13 protein-coding genes are annotated in these 16072 nt (G+C 36.9%); 1 reads left to right on the plus strand and 12 read right to left on the minus strand.

The window, feature by feature from the left end; translation table 11 throughout:
- Positions 1-3: 3 nt before the first annotated feature.
- The 12 genes from ilvD (K364_RS0118280) to K364_RS0118335 form a co-directional block, all read right to left on the minus strand.
- Entirely contained in the window at positions 4-1677 is a 1674-nt protein-coding gene (ilvD, locus tag K364_RS0118280) for a dihydroxy-acid dehydratase (protein WP_028309226.1), read from the minus strand.
- Between the two features lie 189 nt (positions 1678-1866).
- On the minus strand, positions 1867-2955 hold the full coding sequence (locus K364_RS0118285) for an iron-containing alcohol dehydrogenase family protein (protein ID WP_051534207.1): 1089 nt from the start codon (positions 2953-2955) through the stop codon (positions 1867-1869).
- A gap of 55 nt (positions 2956-3010) precedes the next feature.
- A complete protein-coding gene (locus tag K364_RS0118290) occupies positions 3011-4291 on the minus strand; it encodes a TRAP transporter large permease (protein WP_028309228.1) in 1281 nt (426 codons plus the stop codon).
- Positions 4292-4306: 15 nt separating this feature from the next.
- Positions 4307-4816, minus strand: a complete 510-nt coding sequence (locus K364_RS24705) for a TRAP transporter small permease (RefSeq protein ID WP_051534208.1) — start codon at positions 4814-4816, stop codon at positions 4307-4309.
- Positions 4817-4916: 100 nt separating this feature from the next.
- On the minus strand, positions 4917-5972 hold the full coding sequence (locus tag K364_RS0118300; RefSeq protein WP_028309229.1) for a TRAP transporter substrate-binding protein: 1056 nt from the start codon (positions 5970-5972) through the stop codon (positions 4917-4919).
- A gap of 124 nt (positions 5973-6096) precedes the next feature.
- Positions 6097-7398 (minus strand): nickel pincer cofactor-dependent isomerase, group 22, encoded by a 1302-nt coding sequence (locus tag K364_RS0118305; RefSeq protein WP_051534209.1) that lies wholly within the window; start codon positions 7396-7398, stop codon positions 6097-6099.
- Positions 7399-7432: 34 nt separating this feature from the next.
- Entirely contained in the window at positions 7433-9160 is a 1728-nt protein-coding gene (gene ilvD, locus K364_RS0118310) for a dihydroxy-acid dehydratase (protein WP_035270215.1), read from the minus strand.
- 48 nt (positions 9161-9208) lie between these two features.
- The gene (locus K364_RS0118315; protein WP_028309232.1) at positions 9209-10273 is read right to left on the minus strand and encodes a uroporphyrinogen decarboxylase family protein; all 1065 of its coding nucleotides are present in this window, start codon (positions 10271-10273) and stop codon (positions 9209-9211) included.
- A 155-nt stretch (positions 10274-10428) separates the two neighbouring features.
- Entirely contained in the window at positions 10429-11103 is a 675-nt protein-coding gene (locus K364_RS0118320; protein ID WP_028309233.1) for a FadR/GntR family transcriptional regulator, read from the minus strand.
- Positions 11104-11725: 622 nt separating this feature from the next.
- Positions 11726-13006 (minus strand): TRAP transporter large permease, encoded by a 1281-nt coding sequence (locus K364_RS0118325; protein WP_028309234.1) that lies wholly within the window; start codon positions 13004-13006, stop codon positions 11726-11728.
- Complete coding sequence (locus K364_RS24710) at positions 13006-13491, minus strand: TRAP transporter small permease (protein ID WP_051534210.1); 486 nt, start codon at positions 13489-13491, stop codon at positions 13006-13008. The genes K364_RS0118325 and K364_RS24710 overlap by 1 nt, the downstream gene beginning before the upstream one ends.
- Before the next feature lie 116 nt (positions 13492-13607).
- Entirely contained in the window at positions 13608-14636 is a 1029-nt protein-coding gene (locus K364_RS0118335; protein WP_028309235.1) for a TRAP transporter substrate-binding protein, read from the minus strand.
- A 516-nt stretch (positions 14637-15152) separates the two neighbouring features.
- Between K364_RS0118335 and K364_RS0118340 the strand changes: the two genes are divergently transcribed.
- Positions 15153-16070, plus strand: coding sequence for a fumarylacetoacetate hydrolase family protein (locus K364_RS0118340; RefSeq protein ID WP_028309236.1), 918 nt, complete (start codon positions 15153-15155; stop codon positions 16068-16070).
- Positions 16071-16072 lie beyond the last annotated feature (2 nt).

The following is a 16072-nucleotide window of genomic DNA, read 5'->3' on the forward strand; positions in this document are numbered from 1 at the left end:
TCCTTATTCTGCTGAACTTAAAATAGCACCCTTATTTGCTGAACTAACTATTTTTGCATATAATGCGAGATATCCTTTTTTTACTTTAGGTTCTTTCTTTGTCCATCCGGCTCTGCGTATTTCTATTTCATCATCAGGCACCTCAAGAGTAATATTCCTCCGGTTAATATCTATGGATATTATATCTCCATCCTTAACCAGAGCTATTGGACCACCTTCAGCTGCTTCAGGACATATATGGCCAATGAATCCACCCTTGTTAGATCCACTAAATCTTCCGTCAGTAATCAAAAATACACTTTCCGCCAGTTCATATCCATCTAGTAATTTTAGTGGAGTATACATTTCTCTCATTCCTGGTCCACCTTTAGGTCCTTCATAACGAACTACTATAATATCTCCAGGTTTAATTTTTCCATCATGGATTGCTGCAATTAAGTCCTCTTCTGCATCAAATACTTTTGCAGGGCCAGAACAAACAAGTCTATCTTCTGGTATAGCAGCTGGTTTTGCTATAGCGGTCCCTGGAGCCAGATTCCCTTTTAACACTGCTAACCCTCCTGTGGGTTTAAATGGGTTTTCTAAACTTCTAATCACTTTGCCATCTGGATCGGGAGGATTAAGAATATTGATATTAGTTTCAAGCGAATGTCCGGTTACCGTAACACAATGCTTGTTTAAAAGCGGCATCAGCTCTTTCATGACGACAGGTATTCCACCCACTCTAAAAAAATCAACCATATCATATTTACTGGCAGTGACTAATGAAGCAATATAGGGTGTTTTTAAACTTAGACTGTCAAACTCTTCTATGTCTAATTGAATTCCTGCTTCATGGGCTAGTGCTAAAATATGCAGTACAAGATTTGTAGAACCACCAATGGCAAGTCCAACTTTGATTGCATTTTCTATTGATTCTTTAGTTATAATCTGCCCAGCAGTAATACCTTTTTCCACCAGTGATATAATCTGTCTTCCAGATTCTCTGGCAATTACCAATCGTTTAGCTGCAACTGCCGGTACAGCAGCACTTCCTGGCAGGGATAAACCTATAGCTTCAGTTAAACAACACATGGTATTGGCCGTTCCCATCATTTGACAAGAGCCTGGACCAGGGCAAACACTATTCTCAATCTCTTTAAATTCTTCTTCGGTAATCCTTCCAGCCTTAAATGCACCTGTTGCAACTTCTATTGTATTTACATCTACATTTTGACCCTTGTATCTTCCTGTTTCCATTGGTCCGCCAGTAACAATAATAGTGGGCAGATTTAACCTTGCTGCTGCCATCAGCATACCAGGAACAATCTTGTCACAAGAGCCTAGAAGAACCATTCCATCTATCTGATGAGCCTCAATCATCAGTTCTACACTGCTGGCAATAACATCTCTGCATGGCAGAATAAATTTCATGCCATTATGGCCCTGGGCAATACCATCACAAGGCCCAATGGTTCCAAACTCTACCGGCATACCTCCGGCTTCATTAATTCCTTCTCTAACAGCTTGAGCTACCTGGTTCAGGTTAAATTGACCCGGACAAACTGTATTCCATGAATTTGCAACAGCTATTATTGGCTTTTTCAGATCGTTATCCGAATAGCCCATTCCTTTATATAATGCTCTTGTAAGTGCACCAGCCGGGCTGTTCCTGAATTCTCTACTTCTCCAATCCATAGCATAATCCCCCATTTAATATCAAGTTTCTAAATCAACGCTAGCCCCTTCCAGACCATTTCAATTTCGAGGGTATTAACATCATCAAAGTATATTAGATTAATGCTCGGATACCTCCATTAATGCTAAGCTTTCAAAAATGAAGCTGTTGTAGCAAAATTCTATGGTTTCCTACAAGCTATAACCCCGTTATTTGTTGAAATTAACTTTACCCTTTTCATTAATTGCATATATGGCTTTAACAGCATCTGCTGCCTCAACTTTTACAGGCATATAGCCCATCTCATTTGAGGCGACAGCGACTTTAGCAACAATTTGAATGTCTTCATCACTTAACGAACATATTTCATCTAATGTTATTGGCACTCCTATGGCCTTTGCCAGATTTACCGCTTCTATTATCTCTTCCTCTGGTCTGCCTTCCAATTCTAATAGACATAGATTACCATAGCCCACAAGTTCCCCATGGTATTTTTTATGTGCCTCATCTATATTAGTAAATCCAAAATAGATGGCATGGGCTGCAGCTCCCCTGCATTTATCACCGCCTAATACACTAGACATCCCCGCATGCCATATAATTGCATCAACAACCTGTTCTAGTGCATGAGATGATTCGTTTCTTTCAACGGACACCTTAGCATCTGGCCCAAACTCAACTATGACATCATAGCAAGACTTTGCAAGACCAACAGCTGCAATAGTCCAGCTGGTTTTGGGTATCCTGCTTGTTGTTGCACGCAGTTCATACCATTTTGCTAACGTATCTCCCATGCCGGCAAATAATAGTCTATCAGGAGCATTAGCTATAATTTCAGTATCAGCAAAAATAGCCTGAGGAATGGCTGAATCTAGGCAATTCTCTAAATAGAAACCCTCTGGCGTATGGATAATTGATAGAGGTGTAAAGGGTGCACATGTAGCTGCAATAGTGGGAACAGTTACAACCGGCAGCCCGGCCTTATAAGCCACAGCCTTGCCTGTATCTAAAGATTTTCCTCCTCCAATGCTAATAATTAAATTAGCCCTTGAGGATGATATCTTTTCTGACAATCCGTTAATATTGTCCCATGAACACTCTCCTCCGTACCAGAAGGTGTCAATAATCTCCATACCGGATTGCTCCAAGCTTTTGACCAACCTATCTTTTACAGCTGCCAGTGACTTTTCCCCAGAAATCAAAATTACCTTATCTCCTATTGGTTTACAAACATCTCCAATTTGTTCTAAAACTTCTTTTCCTCTAAAATATTTTGGTGGTACAAATGTAGTATCCATCTCCATACTCCCTTCATTTATTTATAATTCAATAAAAATATTTTTAATAACTCCTTTATCTAAGAAGCTGAGGTAAGAATAAGGATATTTTTGGAATATAAGTTATGACAAACAAACCTATTATCATCATAAGAATAAATGGTAAGATACCCCGTGACATTTTTTCCATGGAAACTCCCGATATTCCCGAGGCAACAAACAGATTTACACCTACTGGAGGTGACATGAGACCAATTTCTGCACCTATCACAAGAATTATTCCAAAGTGAATAGGATTTACTCCCAAATCCATTACAATAGGCAGGAATAACGGTGTAAAGATAATAATTAAGGACAAGGTTTCCATGAACATACCAGCAAATAGGATAACAATATTAATCAAAGCTAAAACCACCAGCTTATGCTCTGAAATGCCCAATAGAACCTGAGCTAACATGGTAGGTATCTGATACATTGTTATCAGTTTACTAAAAGCTGCAGCCATCCCAACAATTATTATTACACTTCCGGTTACCATGGCTGCTCTAATAAAAACCTCAGGTATATCCTTCCACTTAAGTTCCTTATACACAAATAAACCTACTATTAAGCCATATACAACTGCCACTACCGCAGATTCCGTTGGGGTAAATATGCCACCGTAAATGCCGCCTAAGATTATGACAGGTGCTAAAAGGGCCCAAACAGCATCTCGTGTTACCTTGAGAAAATCTTTAAATATAAAAGGTTCATTGGAACCCTTGTAGCCATTTTTTCTAGCTATAAAATATGCAGTGGAAAGTAATATTACAGATATAATTATTCCTGGTATAATTCCTGCTAAAAACATTTGTCCTATTGAAACACTGCCAACTACTCCATAAATAATCATTGGAATGGATGGGGGAATAAGAATCCCTAATCCACCACCTGAGGCGGCAACTGATGCAGAAAATGTTTTGTTATATCCCTTTTTAATCATGGCTGGTATCATCATGCAGCCTATAGCTGCAACTGTTGCAGGACTTGAGCCGGAAATAGCAGCAAAAAAGGCACATGCTAAAATTGTAACCATACCAAGGCCACCAACATATCTTCCTACAAGGGCATTTGCCACATCAATTAATCTTCTTGAAAGACCTCCAGTCTCCATAAGAGCACCTGCCAAAATGAAAAAGGGAACTGCCATTATAGCAAATGAGTCTACAGCAGAAAAGAGGTTTTGCGATAGAAATGTAAAAGGTATTCCCCCTACCCATAGAGCTGCCATTGTTGCAACTCCAATTGTAAAAGCAATGGGAACTCCCATAAGTAAACACACAATGAAGGTCAACGCTAAAACTAATGGTGCGGACAACTTTTCTTCCCTCCTCTAATCAATTGCAATTTTTCTCTCTTCAAAATCTCCACTTTTAATTTCTTTAATTCTGATAATAAGCTGTTGAACTAATCTAAAGGACATTAATGCAAATCCAATAGGAATAGCAGCATAAACATACCCCATGGTTAGTCCCACAGCTGGGGAGGTTTGCCCATGGCTTAAAATCATGGCTGCAACTTTTTGGCCCTGAACTGTCATAACAGCTGTAAGAAATAGCCAAATGCCATCAGATATTAACCCTAACCAGGCCGCTGCTTTAACTGGAAGAAAGATTTCTGCTACCTGGACTCTAATGTGCTTCCTATGCTTTATTGCCATACTAGCAGCCAGGTAAACAAGCCATACGAAGCAGTACCTTGCCAACTCCTCACTCCAAGAAAGAGAATAATTTAAAACAAACCTAGATAGTACCTGAAAGAAGGTTAATGCTGTCATTGTAATAAAGATCAATACACAGGATACTTCCTCCAAGTACTTATCAAGCAGCTTTAATGCAGTCAATTAAAATCACCTCTGTTCACATTGATTATACCTGCTGATATGGTTTTTTAAAAAAGAGGGATCTTATAATAAGACCCCTCTGAAATTAACAATTCATTACTTACTGCTGGCGGGCTTTTTCAATTTGTTCAAATAACTGGGCAACCAATTCTTCTCCAACCTCTGCTGTATACTTTTCTATAACAGGCTTAACAGCATCTTGAAATTCAGCTCTAGCCTCATCACTTAGATAGGTTATTGTCATGCCGTTAGCTTCCAGTGAAGCTAAACTGTTTTGTTCTTGTTTCCTAATTTCCTTTCTCTGCCAATCATTTGCATGGGCTGCTGCTTCTTTTATTAGGGCTTGCTCTTCAGCTGTTAGTCCATCCCAGAATACTTTACTCATCAAATAAACAAAAGGTGTATATACGTGATTGGTTATAGAGACATGATCCTGAACCTCGTAAAACTTGGAAAGCTCAATTGTGATTAGAGGATTTTCCTGTCCATCCACAGTTCTTTGCTGCATGGCTGTAAATAACTCTGTAAAGGCCATTGGGGTTGGGTTGGCACCTAATGCTCTCCAAGCATCCAAATGCACCTTGTTTTCCATTGTTCTGATTTTCAAACCTTCCAGGTCTTTAACACTAGCTACTGCACGTCTGCTGTTGGTCAAGTTGCGGAAACCATTTTCATTAAATCCAAGACCAATTAAGCCTTGAGCTGGCAGCTTATCTAGCATTTGCTGTCCAAAAGGACCATCCAACACGAAATCAGCAATTTCTCCATTTTCAAATATAAAGGGAAAGTCGAAAATCATATATTCTGGAATAAAGTTTGCTAAAGGTGAGGTTGAAGTTAAAACCATTTCTAAGGTTCCTAATTGTAGAGCTTCCATAGCTGTCCTGTCATCACCTAATTGTCCACTATGATAAACCTCTACTTTAAATGCATCTGTTTTTGATTCAAGATATTTTCCAAATTCTAGCCCTGATAAGTAAGCTGGGTGTTTATCATTAACACCATTACTAATTCTTATAGTTTTTACTTTCTTTGGTTCTTCTTGTGGCTGAGCACTTCCTCCACCAGAATCCTTTGCTCCTCCGCAGCCAACTAAAGCAACTGCCAGAATCAACATAGCAACAACCAATAATAATCCTTTAAATTTAAATTTCATTTACTCTACAAACCTCCTCAATTTTTAAAAAATTTACTCATGTTTACATAAAACATTTCAATAAACCCAGCGTCAATAATAGCTACTATCACCCCCTTGATATTTATAGGTATAGTTCTGACTATTAAAGCATAGAAGGTCTTATTTGCAAACGCCCCTTGTTATCAAAGAGCATATCTTGTGCCTCCCCTATAATTTCAATATCATCCTTAATTTCTATGTCATCTAAAAGTGGCTTAGAGACAAAAATTTTGTTTAATTCCAAGGTGTTTTTAATAAATACTATTTTAGCATCCTGTATATTTACCATGTTACTTGTCCTAAGTGCAACAACTACTGCTTCCTTTTCAGTATTCATGGTAACCGGTATTTTAGCAGGGTCTAATACTGTTGATGTTATTGAATTGGTATAAAGGTAATTAAAATCTATTTTATCCACAAGGGCTTTTGTAGTAATATCTGCCATGCCAATGCCACAGGCATTACCTTTGGTTTTCTTTGTTAAGTCCAGTACAACAAGCTTTTGATATAATGGACCATCAAATCCAGAAAGGCCAGATCCCGGTCTGCCTATTATGTTTGGATCCATGCCGGCACCGCTAATATCCTTGCCTATTTCCTCTATAATAAGAACGTCAAAACATCGAGGTATCAAGTAAGCCATGTATGATTTTGCTTCAGCTAGCAACTCCGGTTCTCTTAATAATATGTCATTTCCAGGTACAGCTTCAATTCTTGCTGTTTCATCTAATGCATTCTCTAATATAGCAATTCCAAACAAGATATTTGTCTTGGTCAAGATGAGCTTTCCTGCTTCTGGAATAATGCTATTGAACTGGTTAAACCCCATACTATGAATATAAGAAGCCCCCTTATGCTTACCCAAACCTATTACAATCATTTTCATTATTCCACTTTCATATAGACCTTTGTAGTCTGTATGCGGCTTAACACGATTAATTACAATAACCCCATCACTTTCATAAGCATTTTTATCAAAGTATACAGGGACTCCCTGGTTGGTTTCCCCAACCTTAATTGTTTCCATGGAAGATACTACTGGAGCTCCTACTTTTTCCTCAGTAATGCCATACTCTTGAAGGACTTTTTTTTGCCCTTCGGAAGTAGCACCGCCGTGACTTCCCATGGCTGGAACAATTATAGGATGGGCACCAAGCTCCTTAATATTAGTTACTGTTTCTCTTACAATATGCTCCAGGTTTACTATGCCACGGCTTCCTACAGCAATGGCAACTTTGCTGCCCGGTATTATGGTTTTTTTTACTGCTTCTTTGGCAAACTCCTTACCAACTGCCTGAGAAATATCTTCTATTTTATTAACTTTGAACTTTTGTTTTATTGGGACAAGTTGGGGTAATTTTAAATCGTAGCCTCCCTCAATTTTTATATCCAAATGATCATGCATATCAAAAGCTCCTCCATGGTAAATTATATTTTTATTACCTATCCGTATCCAAATATGCTCCACTCATTGGAGATGCTGCTAGTTTTCTAAAAACATCTAGGATACCCGTATGTTTTATTTCTGGGGCCTGCCACTTTGCTTTACGATCCATAAGTATACCTTCAATTTCTTCTAACGTCTTAAGTTGACCTGACACACCTACAATATTTAATGAATAATTCTCAATGTCTATTTCTATAAGATCATTTTCCTCAACAAGAGCAATAGGCCCACCAGCAAGAGCTTCGGGTGATACATGACCTATGGCAGGTCCTCTAGTAGCACCAGAAAAACGCCCATCTGTAATTAAAGCTGTGGTTGAAACCAACTTTTCATCTGCAGCCAAAGCCTCAGTAGTATAGAACATTTCTGGCATCCCAGCACCTTGTGGACCTTCATATCTAATTATTAATACATCACCAGGGTTAATCCTTCCTGCCCTAATTGCTTCTTGTGCAGCCTCCTCAGAATCAAAAGGTTTTGCTGGTCCTGTATGCTTCTTCATTTCTGGAGCAATGGCAATATGCTTAACTACTGAACCATCTGGTGCCAGGTTCCCTGTTAAAACTGCTACTGCGCCCTTATCATTAATAGGTTTTTCAATAGAGCTTATTACATCTTCTGGCTTTAAATTATATTTTCTTAGAAATGCATTATTTCTTTTAATAAAGCCATTTTTTTCAAGATTTTCAAGGTTTTCACCTAATGTCTTGCCTGTTACAGTGAGGGTATCCAAATGCAAAAAATCACGCAGCTGAAGCATTACCGCAGGGGCTCCTCCAGCATACCAAAAATACTCAGTAGCAAATTGACCTGATGGACGTACGTTTACTAGATAGGGAGTTATTTTATTAATCTCATTAAAGGTTTCAGGTTTAATTGTAATGCCTACCTCTCTTGCTATTGCAGGTATATGCAAAAAGGCATTGGTTGAGCCCCCAATGGCTGCATGCATTATTAAAGCATTATGGAAAGCCTTTTCAGTTAAAATCATTCTAGTGGTTATATTATTTTTTATAAGTTCCATAATCTGACGGGCTGCTTGTCTAACTGCATATTTTTGGGCATTTAAATAAACTGGTATCAAGGCTGTACCTGGCAAAGCTAACCCTAAAGCCTCTGACATCACCTGCATGGTACTAGCTGTACCCATGAATTGACATGCACCACATGTTGGACATGCTTCTTTTTTGTAATACTTATATTCCTCTTCAGAAATTTTATTCTTCTCCCTTAAAACGCCATAGGTCGCCGTCTGTTCTAAAGTCAGATTGTCAGGACCAGCCACCATGGTGCCTCCTGGCATATGGATTATAGGCTTATCTAATCTGGCTGCAGCTATAAGGTGTGCAGGGACAGACTTATCACAGGATGAGATAAAGATACAGCCATCTAGAACGTTTGCTTTAACATGAACCTCAACCATTCCAGCTATTAATTCTCTTGATAGGAGTGAATAATTCATTCCATCATGGCCTTGAGCTATACCGTCACAAATATCTGTAACATAAAAGGCCGAAGGTTTGCCTCCGCTTTCTAAAACACCTGCTGAAGCGTATTCTACAAGCTTGTCAAGGTGAAAACTGCCTGGATGACTATGTCCATAGGTTGACTCTATCAGAACTTGAGGTTTATCAAGATCTTCTTCAGTCCAATCCATACCTAATCTTAAAGGGTCAATTTCCCAGCCTTTTTTTCTAAGCTCTTGGGAATTTAGTTTCATGATCTACCTCCTAATTATATAAGGCATGCTCATCAATTTAGTTTAAACTTAGTACTTATAGTCCCTAGCAGCCTGTATCATAGCTTTCATGTTTTCAACTGGTGTATCTATTGCAACCTCACAACCTGAGCCCAGAATAAATCCACCATTTCTGCCAGCCTTATCTATACATCTTTCTGCTTCCAGTTTTACAAGCTCAGGACTACCTTGCAATAAAACTTGGGTAGGATGAATATTTCCTAATAAGCATACTTTATGACCGACAGCCTCCTTGGCAGCTTGTATATCCACTTTATAATCGATTTCTAATATGGGAGCACCTGTACTAGCCATAAGTTCTATAACTTTTGTTGTATTACCGCAAATATGTAAGATTGCGGATCCGTCATATTGCTTTGCATATTGGTTTATTTCATTAAAAAACTGCTGTTCATAGGGATATGCCCATTCTTCATACATTTTAGGTGAAATTACATCTATTGAAGCCAAGGAGTCTCCACATTGAACTATATGTGCCCCAGCGTCAAGTTCAGCTTTAGCAAACTTTATCAAAGCTTCAGTGGTTAGTTCCATCAATTTTCTTAAAAGTTTGGCATTCTTTCCGTCAGGATCATGCTGCACCATGGCAAGTTCAAGTAAAAACCTTTCAGTACCCATCAAATGAGAAGCTAACGAAAAAGGACCCGTACCAGTACCACGTATGGCTGCTTTGCCATTTATTTTTTTCGCTAGAATACCGATAGCCTGTAAATATACCGGCATTCTCCCATCCGTTAAAGGGTTCGGTACTTTTAGCTTGTTAATATCTTCTAAATCATTAATAACAGGTTTTTTTAGGGTGGGTGTGGAGTCATAGTGAAAATCTACTGTAATGCCAAATCCTTCAGCTATATAGTAGTTGTCACTTTGGACAACCAGCATATCCTGACCCAGGATTTCCCAGGCCTTATACTGGGCTTCAGCCATTTTATGTCCGTCAGTACAATATATAGAAATTGGAATGTCTGCTATTTTGGCACCATAATTGCCCATATATGGGGCAACAGGTACTACATCAGGTTTTTCCAGTTTTATGGCTTTTAATACACGGTCATATGAAGTTAGATTATTCAAGACATGACCTCCCTTTTGTTCCATATTGCGAAACTCACATTCATTATATTAAACCCTAGTATTCTATCTGTGAATTTAAAATCCTTCTATTATTATAAAAAAATTTTTTAATTGAAATTAAATGGTCTATTATATAAATATTGGCTGCTAATCTTTTATATTTGTCTTATTTCATCTAGTGTTCTTTTAATATGGCGCTTCATAAAAATGGAAGCTAGTTCTCCATCTCGATTTTCTATGGCATTAATAATATTTATATGTTCCTTAAGCCCTCCATGAGGTCCTAGGTACTGGTGAATCTGTTTGTGATGAAACATTAGTAAATCAGTCATTATATCATTTACTTTTATTATCAGTGAATTTTTTGTTCCCTTTGCAATAGCCATGTGAAAATTAAAATCTGCTTCGTAAAAGCTTTCAGGCCGTTCCTTGTATTGATGCATTTCTTCATAATATTTTTTCATTAAGTTTATATGTTCCATATCACATCTTTCAGCACAAAGACTTGCACTATCAACCTCAATAATCATTCTAAACTCAAGTATATCCTGCAAATTATCTTTATTTAAAAGAATCATGGGAATTAGTCCATTTAAATACATGGAAGGCTTTAAATCATTGACATATGTGCCCCCGCCCTTTTTTTTCTGTAAAACATTTAAGGCCACCAGTTTTTCCAGAGCTTCCCTAACAGACATCCTGCTGACCCCTAATTCCTTGGACAATTGATTTTCTGAAGTTATTTTAGCTCCAGGAGTCCAGTCCTCATTTAATATTTTGCTAACAATACTTTTGTAGACTTTTTCACTAGCCTGCAAATTGTTTTCCATTATTACCCTCCTTTCTTGCTTACATATTCTGTCTGACATAAAAAGTTGTATGACATGCTTGTCAATTTTGATTATATTTATTTCAAAATAGTTTGTCAATATTAAATTTTTAAAGGAAAAGGTGCTTAATATATAGTTTTTATTATGTAAAATCCCGTTTTTCTTTTGTATTTTTTCAACAATGCTATATATACTCTAGCCTATGTTGTCATACAAGTTGCTATAATCTACTGGAAGCTGCTATGTTCAACTAAATTACTTTTAGATGATAACATACAAAATGGTGACACGAAATATATTGTTGTATCCAGATCAAATGGTATTTCAGGTCAAATATTGCATACGATGACTTCCTGTATCCTTTGCAATTTTATCACCTCTAGTTTAAGTATTTCTAGGATGACAATACTTGCAATTAATTTGTTGACCTAAAGATTCTGGCAAAAGCCGAGGGTTTTAACCCCATTTTGCAGACAATAAAACATCCCTACAAAAGACTATTCATAAGAAAAAAGAAACATCCTCAAACCTGCTAGAAGCGATGCGCACCCACAGATTATCAGACGAGGATATTGTACTGTTAGTAAAACTTCACTATATTAGACATTTTAATATTGTATGGTTATTTCATTAACCATTCCATGGGCACTAAAACTAGATTTGGGAATAGAATTAGAAGTACCAATACAAAAATTTGAGCTAATAAAAAGGGCCACATTGCTTTTACCAAATCTTCTAAAGTAACTCTTCCTACACCGCATCCCACATAAAGTACCGTTCCAACAGGTGGGGTAATTAAACCAATGCATAAATTTAATACCATAATCACTCCAAAAAACACAGGATCTATCCCTGCTTGAACAACAATTGGCAATAAGACTGGTGTAAAAATCAAAATAGCAGGTGTAGCATCCATCACCATTCCTACAGCCATTAATAATACGTTAATCATTAATAACAACAATAGTGGTCTATCTAATATTCCTGAGAACATACTTGCCAGCTGCATTGGAATTTGAGCTACTGTTAATAGCCATGCAACTGCTATTGCACCTGATGCAACAAACATTACTACTGCTGTTGTTTTAGCAGCTGATACAAAAATTTCTTTTAAGTTCCAAATATTTATATCTTTATAAATAAATAATGATACAAACAATGCATATGCTACTGCAATAGCTCCAGCTTCTGTAGGTGTAAATATGCCAAATCTAATACCACCTATTATTATAAATGGCATTATTAAAGCCCAAATTGATTCTTTTATAATATTAATGCTTTGTTTTCTATCATATACTTTTCCTACAGGAAATTCTCCCCTTCTGGTTACCAGAAACCAGACAAACATTAGTACTATACCCATTATTAATCCAGGAACAACACCTGCCATAAATAAGCGAGTAATAGAAACACCACTGGTTACTCCAAATAAAATCATTGGAATACTAGGTGGAATAATAGGTGCAATAATTCCAGCAGAACATACAAGCCCTGTTGCAGTACTTCTTCTATAGCCTTCTGCTGCCATTAAAGGCACTAGAATACTCCCTAGTGCCGCTGTATCAGCAACCGCACTTCCTGAAAGACCAGCAAAAAGGATACTGGCAAAAACAACAACATAACCTAAACCACCCTTGAATCTGCCAAAAATTAAGTTAGCAAATGCAACAATTCTTTTGGAAAGCCCTCCGTACCCCATTATTTCACCGGCTAACATAAAAAAAGGTATAGCCATTAATGGGAAATTGTTGGCTCCAAAAATCATATTTTGAGCAATGATTTGAGCATTAAAGATATCCATATACACCATTAACGTTACTGCACAGAGAACCATTGTAAAGGCAATAGGAACACCCAGCAGCAGAAACAAAAAAAGAGTTGCAAAAAAAACTGCTAAGGCCATTATTTCGTCTCCCCTTTAAATACTAGATTAATTATCTCTATTATTGCCATTACCCCCATTATTAAGGCCGAAACCACATAAGCAATACTAACATAGGAAAAAGGTATTTTTGTTGCCGGACCTAGAGATCCTGCAGATAATTGAGTAAAAGCAGTTCCCCCAACAAGCATTACTCCACAAGCTACTATAATAAAACTATAAGTTAGGATTTTTACTGTTTTTTTTGGTATACCTACTAGTCTTGAGACTAATATATCAACACTTACATGTTTCTTTTCTTTAAAAGCGATAATAGCCCCCATAAATACAGTCCATACAAATAAATACCGGGCTAGTTCTTCACTTTGAGTTATACCAGAATTCATCGCATATCTTAAAAAGACATTAAGGGTTACTAAAATAACCATCCCTAATAATGCATAAAACATTAAATTCTCCACTAGTGCATAAACCATGCTTCCTAACCTGTTAAGAAATTTAACCATTTAATAAAAACCTCCTTCCAAGACTTTTTATAAGAAAGTTAGATACACTAAGGATTTAAGTTGCTTTATAAATATTGCCTCTGCGAGGTTGCAGAGGCAATATTCTAATTGGTTAGTTATTGTACTGCTTTAATCCGCTCTACCATTTGTTCACTACCTGGCACCATATTAAAGAACCATTCATGAACAGGCTTTTGAGAGTCAATTAATTTTTGTTTAAATTCTGCATCAGGATAGATAACTTTCAAACCGTTCTCTTCCAAGAATTTGATATCTAAAGCCTCTGAATTTTTAAGTAATTCCCACTGATGCTCTGCAGCCCTTTTTGCACCTTCTTTAACTATTTCTTGAAGTTCTGAATCTAGGGTCTGGAAAAAATTTTCATTAATGATATATAAATTAGGTCCAAAAATATGCCTTGTATCTACCACGAATTTTTGTGCTTCCCACCAACCTGATGCTCTTAAAGTAGCGTAAGGGTTCTCTTGTCCGTCAATTACTTTTTGCTCCAGCGCTGTGAAAACTTCAGGCATAGGCATCGGTAATGCATTAGCTCCTAAGGCTTCTGCCATTTTAATGAAGCGGTCTGCATTTGGTACTCTCAGCCTAAATCCTCGAAAATCCTCAAATTTTTGAATTTCTTTGTTTGAAGACACAACTCGAAACCCATTAGCTGTCCAACCTAGACTTCTAAAACCCATTTTCGCAATAAAGCCTTCAGTCAGTTCATTACCGATTTCACTTTCTAAAACCTTTTTAGCATGGTCATAGTCTCTAAAAATATATGGAATCTCCAAAACCCCTAACATTGGTTCATCTTTGGCAATAAGCAGTCCTGTAATAGCCATTTCTATTGTGCCGTTTTTAACACCATCAATAAATTGTTCCTCTCCACCTAATACAGAATTCTCATAAATCTCTACCTTTATTTTCCCCCCTGTTTCTGACTCCACATATGGCTTAAAAGTTTCTCGTATAGCTACTATCTGTGGGTGTTCCGTTGCAAAATAGCTTGCAATTTTTATTGTGTATACTTTATCTGTTGACTTTTTTAAGTCTTTTTCTTCACCAGCACCACATCCTACTAAAGCCAAGCTTAATGCAGCTAGCAACAAAACTAAAAGAAGTATATTTGTTTTCTTCATTAATTTATCATCCCTTTCTTTTTTTGCTTAACATAGAACATATGTATTTACTTTTTTATAGTAACAAAACATAACTTAGCCACAAAATAATCCGAGGTAAGCTCGAAAAAGAGATCACCAAAACAGGACTGTATATAAGATTTAGATTTTCTTTATTTCATATTTCAAACACCCCCTCGTATAATTTATTTATTTGAATCTTAAAATTACAGGTTATATTTATCACTTTCACAGCTTTTTATTGAGCTTAAAATTATAAAAATAATTTGACTGTTATAACAATTAATTGGTTCTTAAATTGTTTCGCAATGCGAAATTTATATTCATTATATTAAACAATAAAGTTATTCTATCTATTTTTTAAAAATCCTTCTGGTTTTTTAAATTTTTTTTAAATTCAATTTATTTAAGATTTAAAAGTTTTATTGTTGGCAAACCTTTATTACCATGTTACAATTATGTTACTATATAAGAAATCTTGTTTCACAATGAGAAACCAATAGGGGGTGCTGCTGCATGAAGCTTGTGCAATTTGTTTTACCTGAAAACGTTACCAGATTAGGAATCTTGATTAATAATGAGGTGTATGATATTACCCCAATGCTGCCAGAGGGAAAAGAAAACTTTATATACCTTCTGGAAAAGGCGGTTGAACAAAATACTAGTGTTAGTGAATTTCTTGGAAATATTGTTAATCCAGATGATTTGAAATCCCTGGACACTTATCTTTATGATGAACTATATATCCAGCCAAACTCCAATAAACCATATTTAACAGTTCCTTTTAATCCGCCAGAAGTATGGTGTGCAGGTGTTACATATATGCGCAGCCGTGAAGCAAGAGAATTTGAAACTGTGGCAAAAAGCATCTATGACAGGGTCTATGATGCTGAAAGACCAGAAATATTTTTAAAAGCAACTCCCCAGCGAATAGTTGGTACCAATGATTGGGTTGGCCTGCGCAGCGATTCAAACTGGATGGTTCCCGAACCAGAGCTTGGATTAGTAATTGATGGTACAGGAAATATTGTAGGATATTTAATTGGTAATGACATGAGTTCCCGTGACATAGAAGGAGAAAACCCTCTATACCTCCCCCAGGCCAAGTTTTTTAAGAATGCATGTTCACTTGGTCCTATCCTGGCGCTTGCAGAAGAGATTAGTAATCCGCTAGACCTAAACATTTCATGCAAGATTATAAGAAATGATGAAACTGTTTTTGAACAGACAGCCAACACGTCTCAATTAAAACGATCATTAGAAGAGCTGGTGTCCTTTTTGAAAAGGGATAATCATTTATGGCATGGAACGGTGTTATTAACTGGAACATGTATTGTGCCACCTGATGATTTCACACTAGTCGATAATGATATTATTGAGATTGCCATAGATAATCTAGGCATATTGCGTAATGTTGCAAAAAAAATTTCCTAGAA

The organism is Desulfitibacter alkalitolerans DSM 16504 (assembly GCF_000620305.1).
GTDB lineage: Bacteria > Bacillota > DSM-16504 > Desulfitibacterales > Desulfitibacteraceae > Desulfitibacter > Desulfitibacter alkalitolerans.

Excerpts from the sequence above, each read along its gene's own strand:
- ilvD (WP_035270215.1), bottom strand. The coding sequence starts at position 9,160 with ATGAAACTAAATTCCCAAGAGCTTAGAAAAAAAGGCTGGGAAATTGAC.
- K364_RS24710 (WP_051534210.1), bottom strand. The coding sequence starts at position 13,491 with ATGGTTAAATTTCTTAACAGGTTAGGAAGCATGGTTTATGCACTAGTG.
- K364_RS0118305 (WP_051534209.1), bottom strand. The coding sequence starts at position 7,398 with ATGCATGATCATTTGGATATAAAAATTGAGGGAGGCTACGATTTAAAA.
- K364_RS0118285 (WP_051534207.1), bottom strand. The coding sequence starts at position 2,955 with ATGGATACTACATTTGTACCACCAAAATATTTTAGAGGAAAAGAAGTT.
- K364_RS0118335 (WP_028309235.1), bottom strand. The coding sequence starts at position 14,636 with ATGAAGAAAACAAATATACTTCTTTTAGTTTTGTTGCTAGCTGCATTA.
- K364_RS0118300 (WP_028309229.1), bottom strand. The coding sequence starts at position 5,972 with ATGAAATTTAAATTTAAAGGATTATTATTGGTTGTTGCTATGTTGATT.
- ilvD (WP_028309226.1), bottom strand. The coding sequence starts at position 1,677 with ATGGATTGGAGAAGTAGAGAATTCAGGAACAGCCCGGCTGGTGCACTT.
- K364_RS0118320 (WP_028309233.1), bottom strand. The coding sequence starts at position 11,103 with ATGGAAAACAATTTGCAGGCTAGTGAAAAAGTCTACAAAAGTATTGTT.
- K364_RS0118325 (WP_028309234.1), bottom strand. The coding sequence starts at position 13,006 with ATGGCCTTAGCAGTTTTTTTTGCAACTCTTTTTTTGTTTCTGCTGCTG.
- K364_RS0118340 (WP_028309236.1), top strand. The coding sequence starts at position 15,153 with ATGAAGCTTGTGCAATTTGTTTTACCTGAAAACGTTACCAGATTAGGA.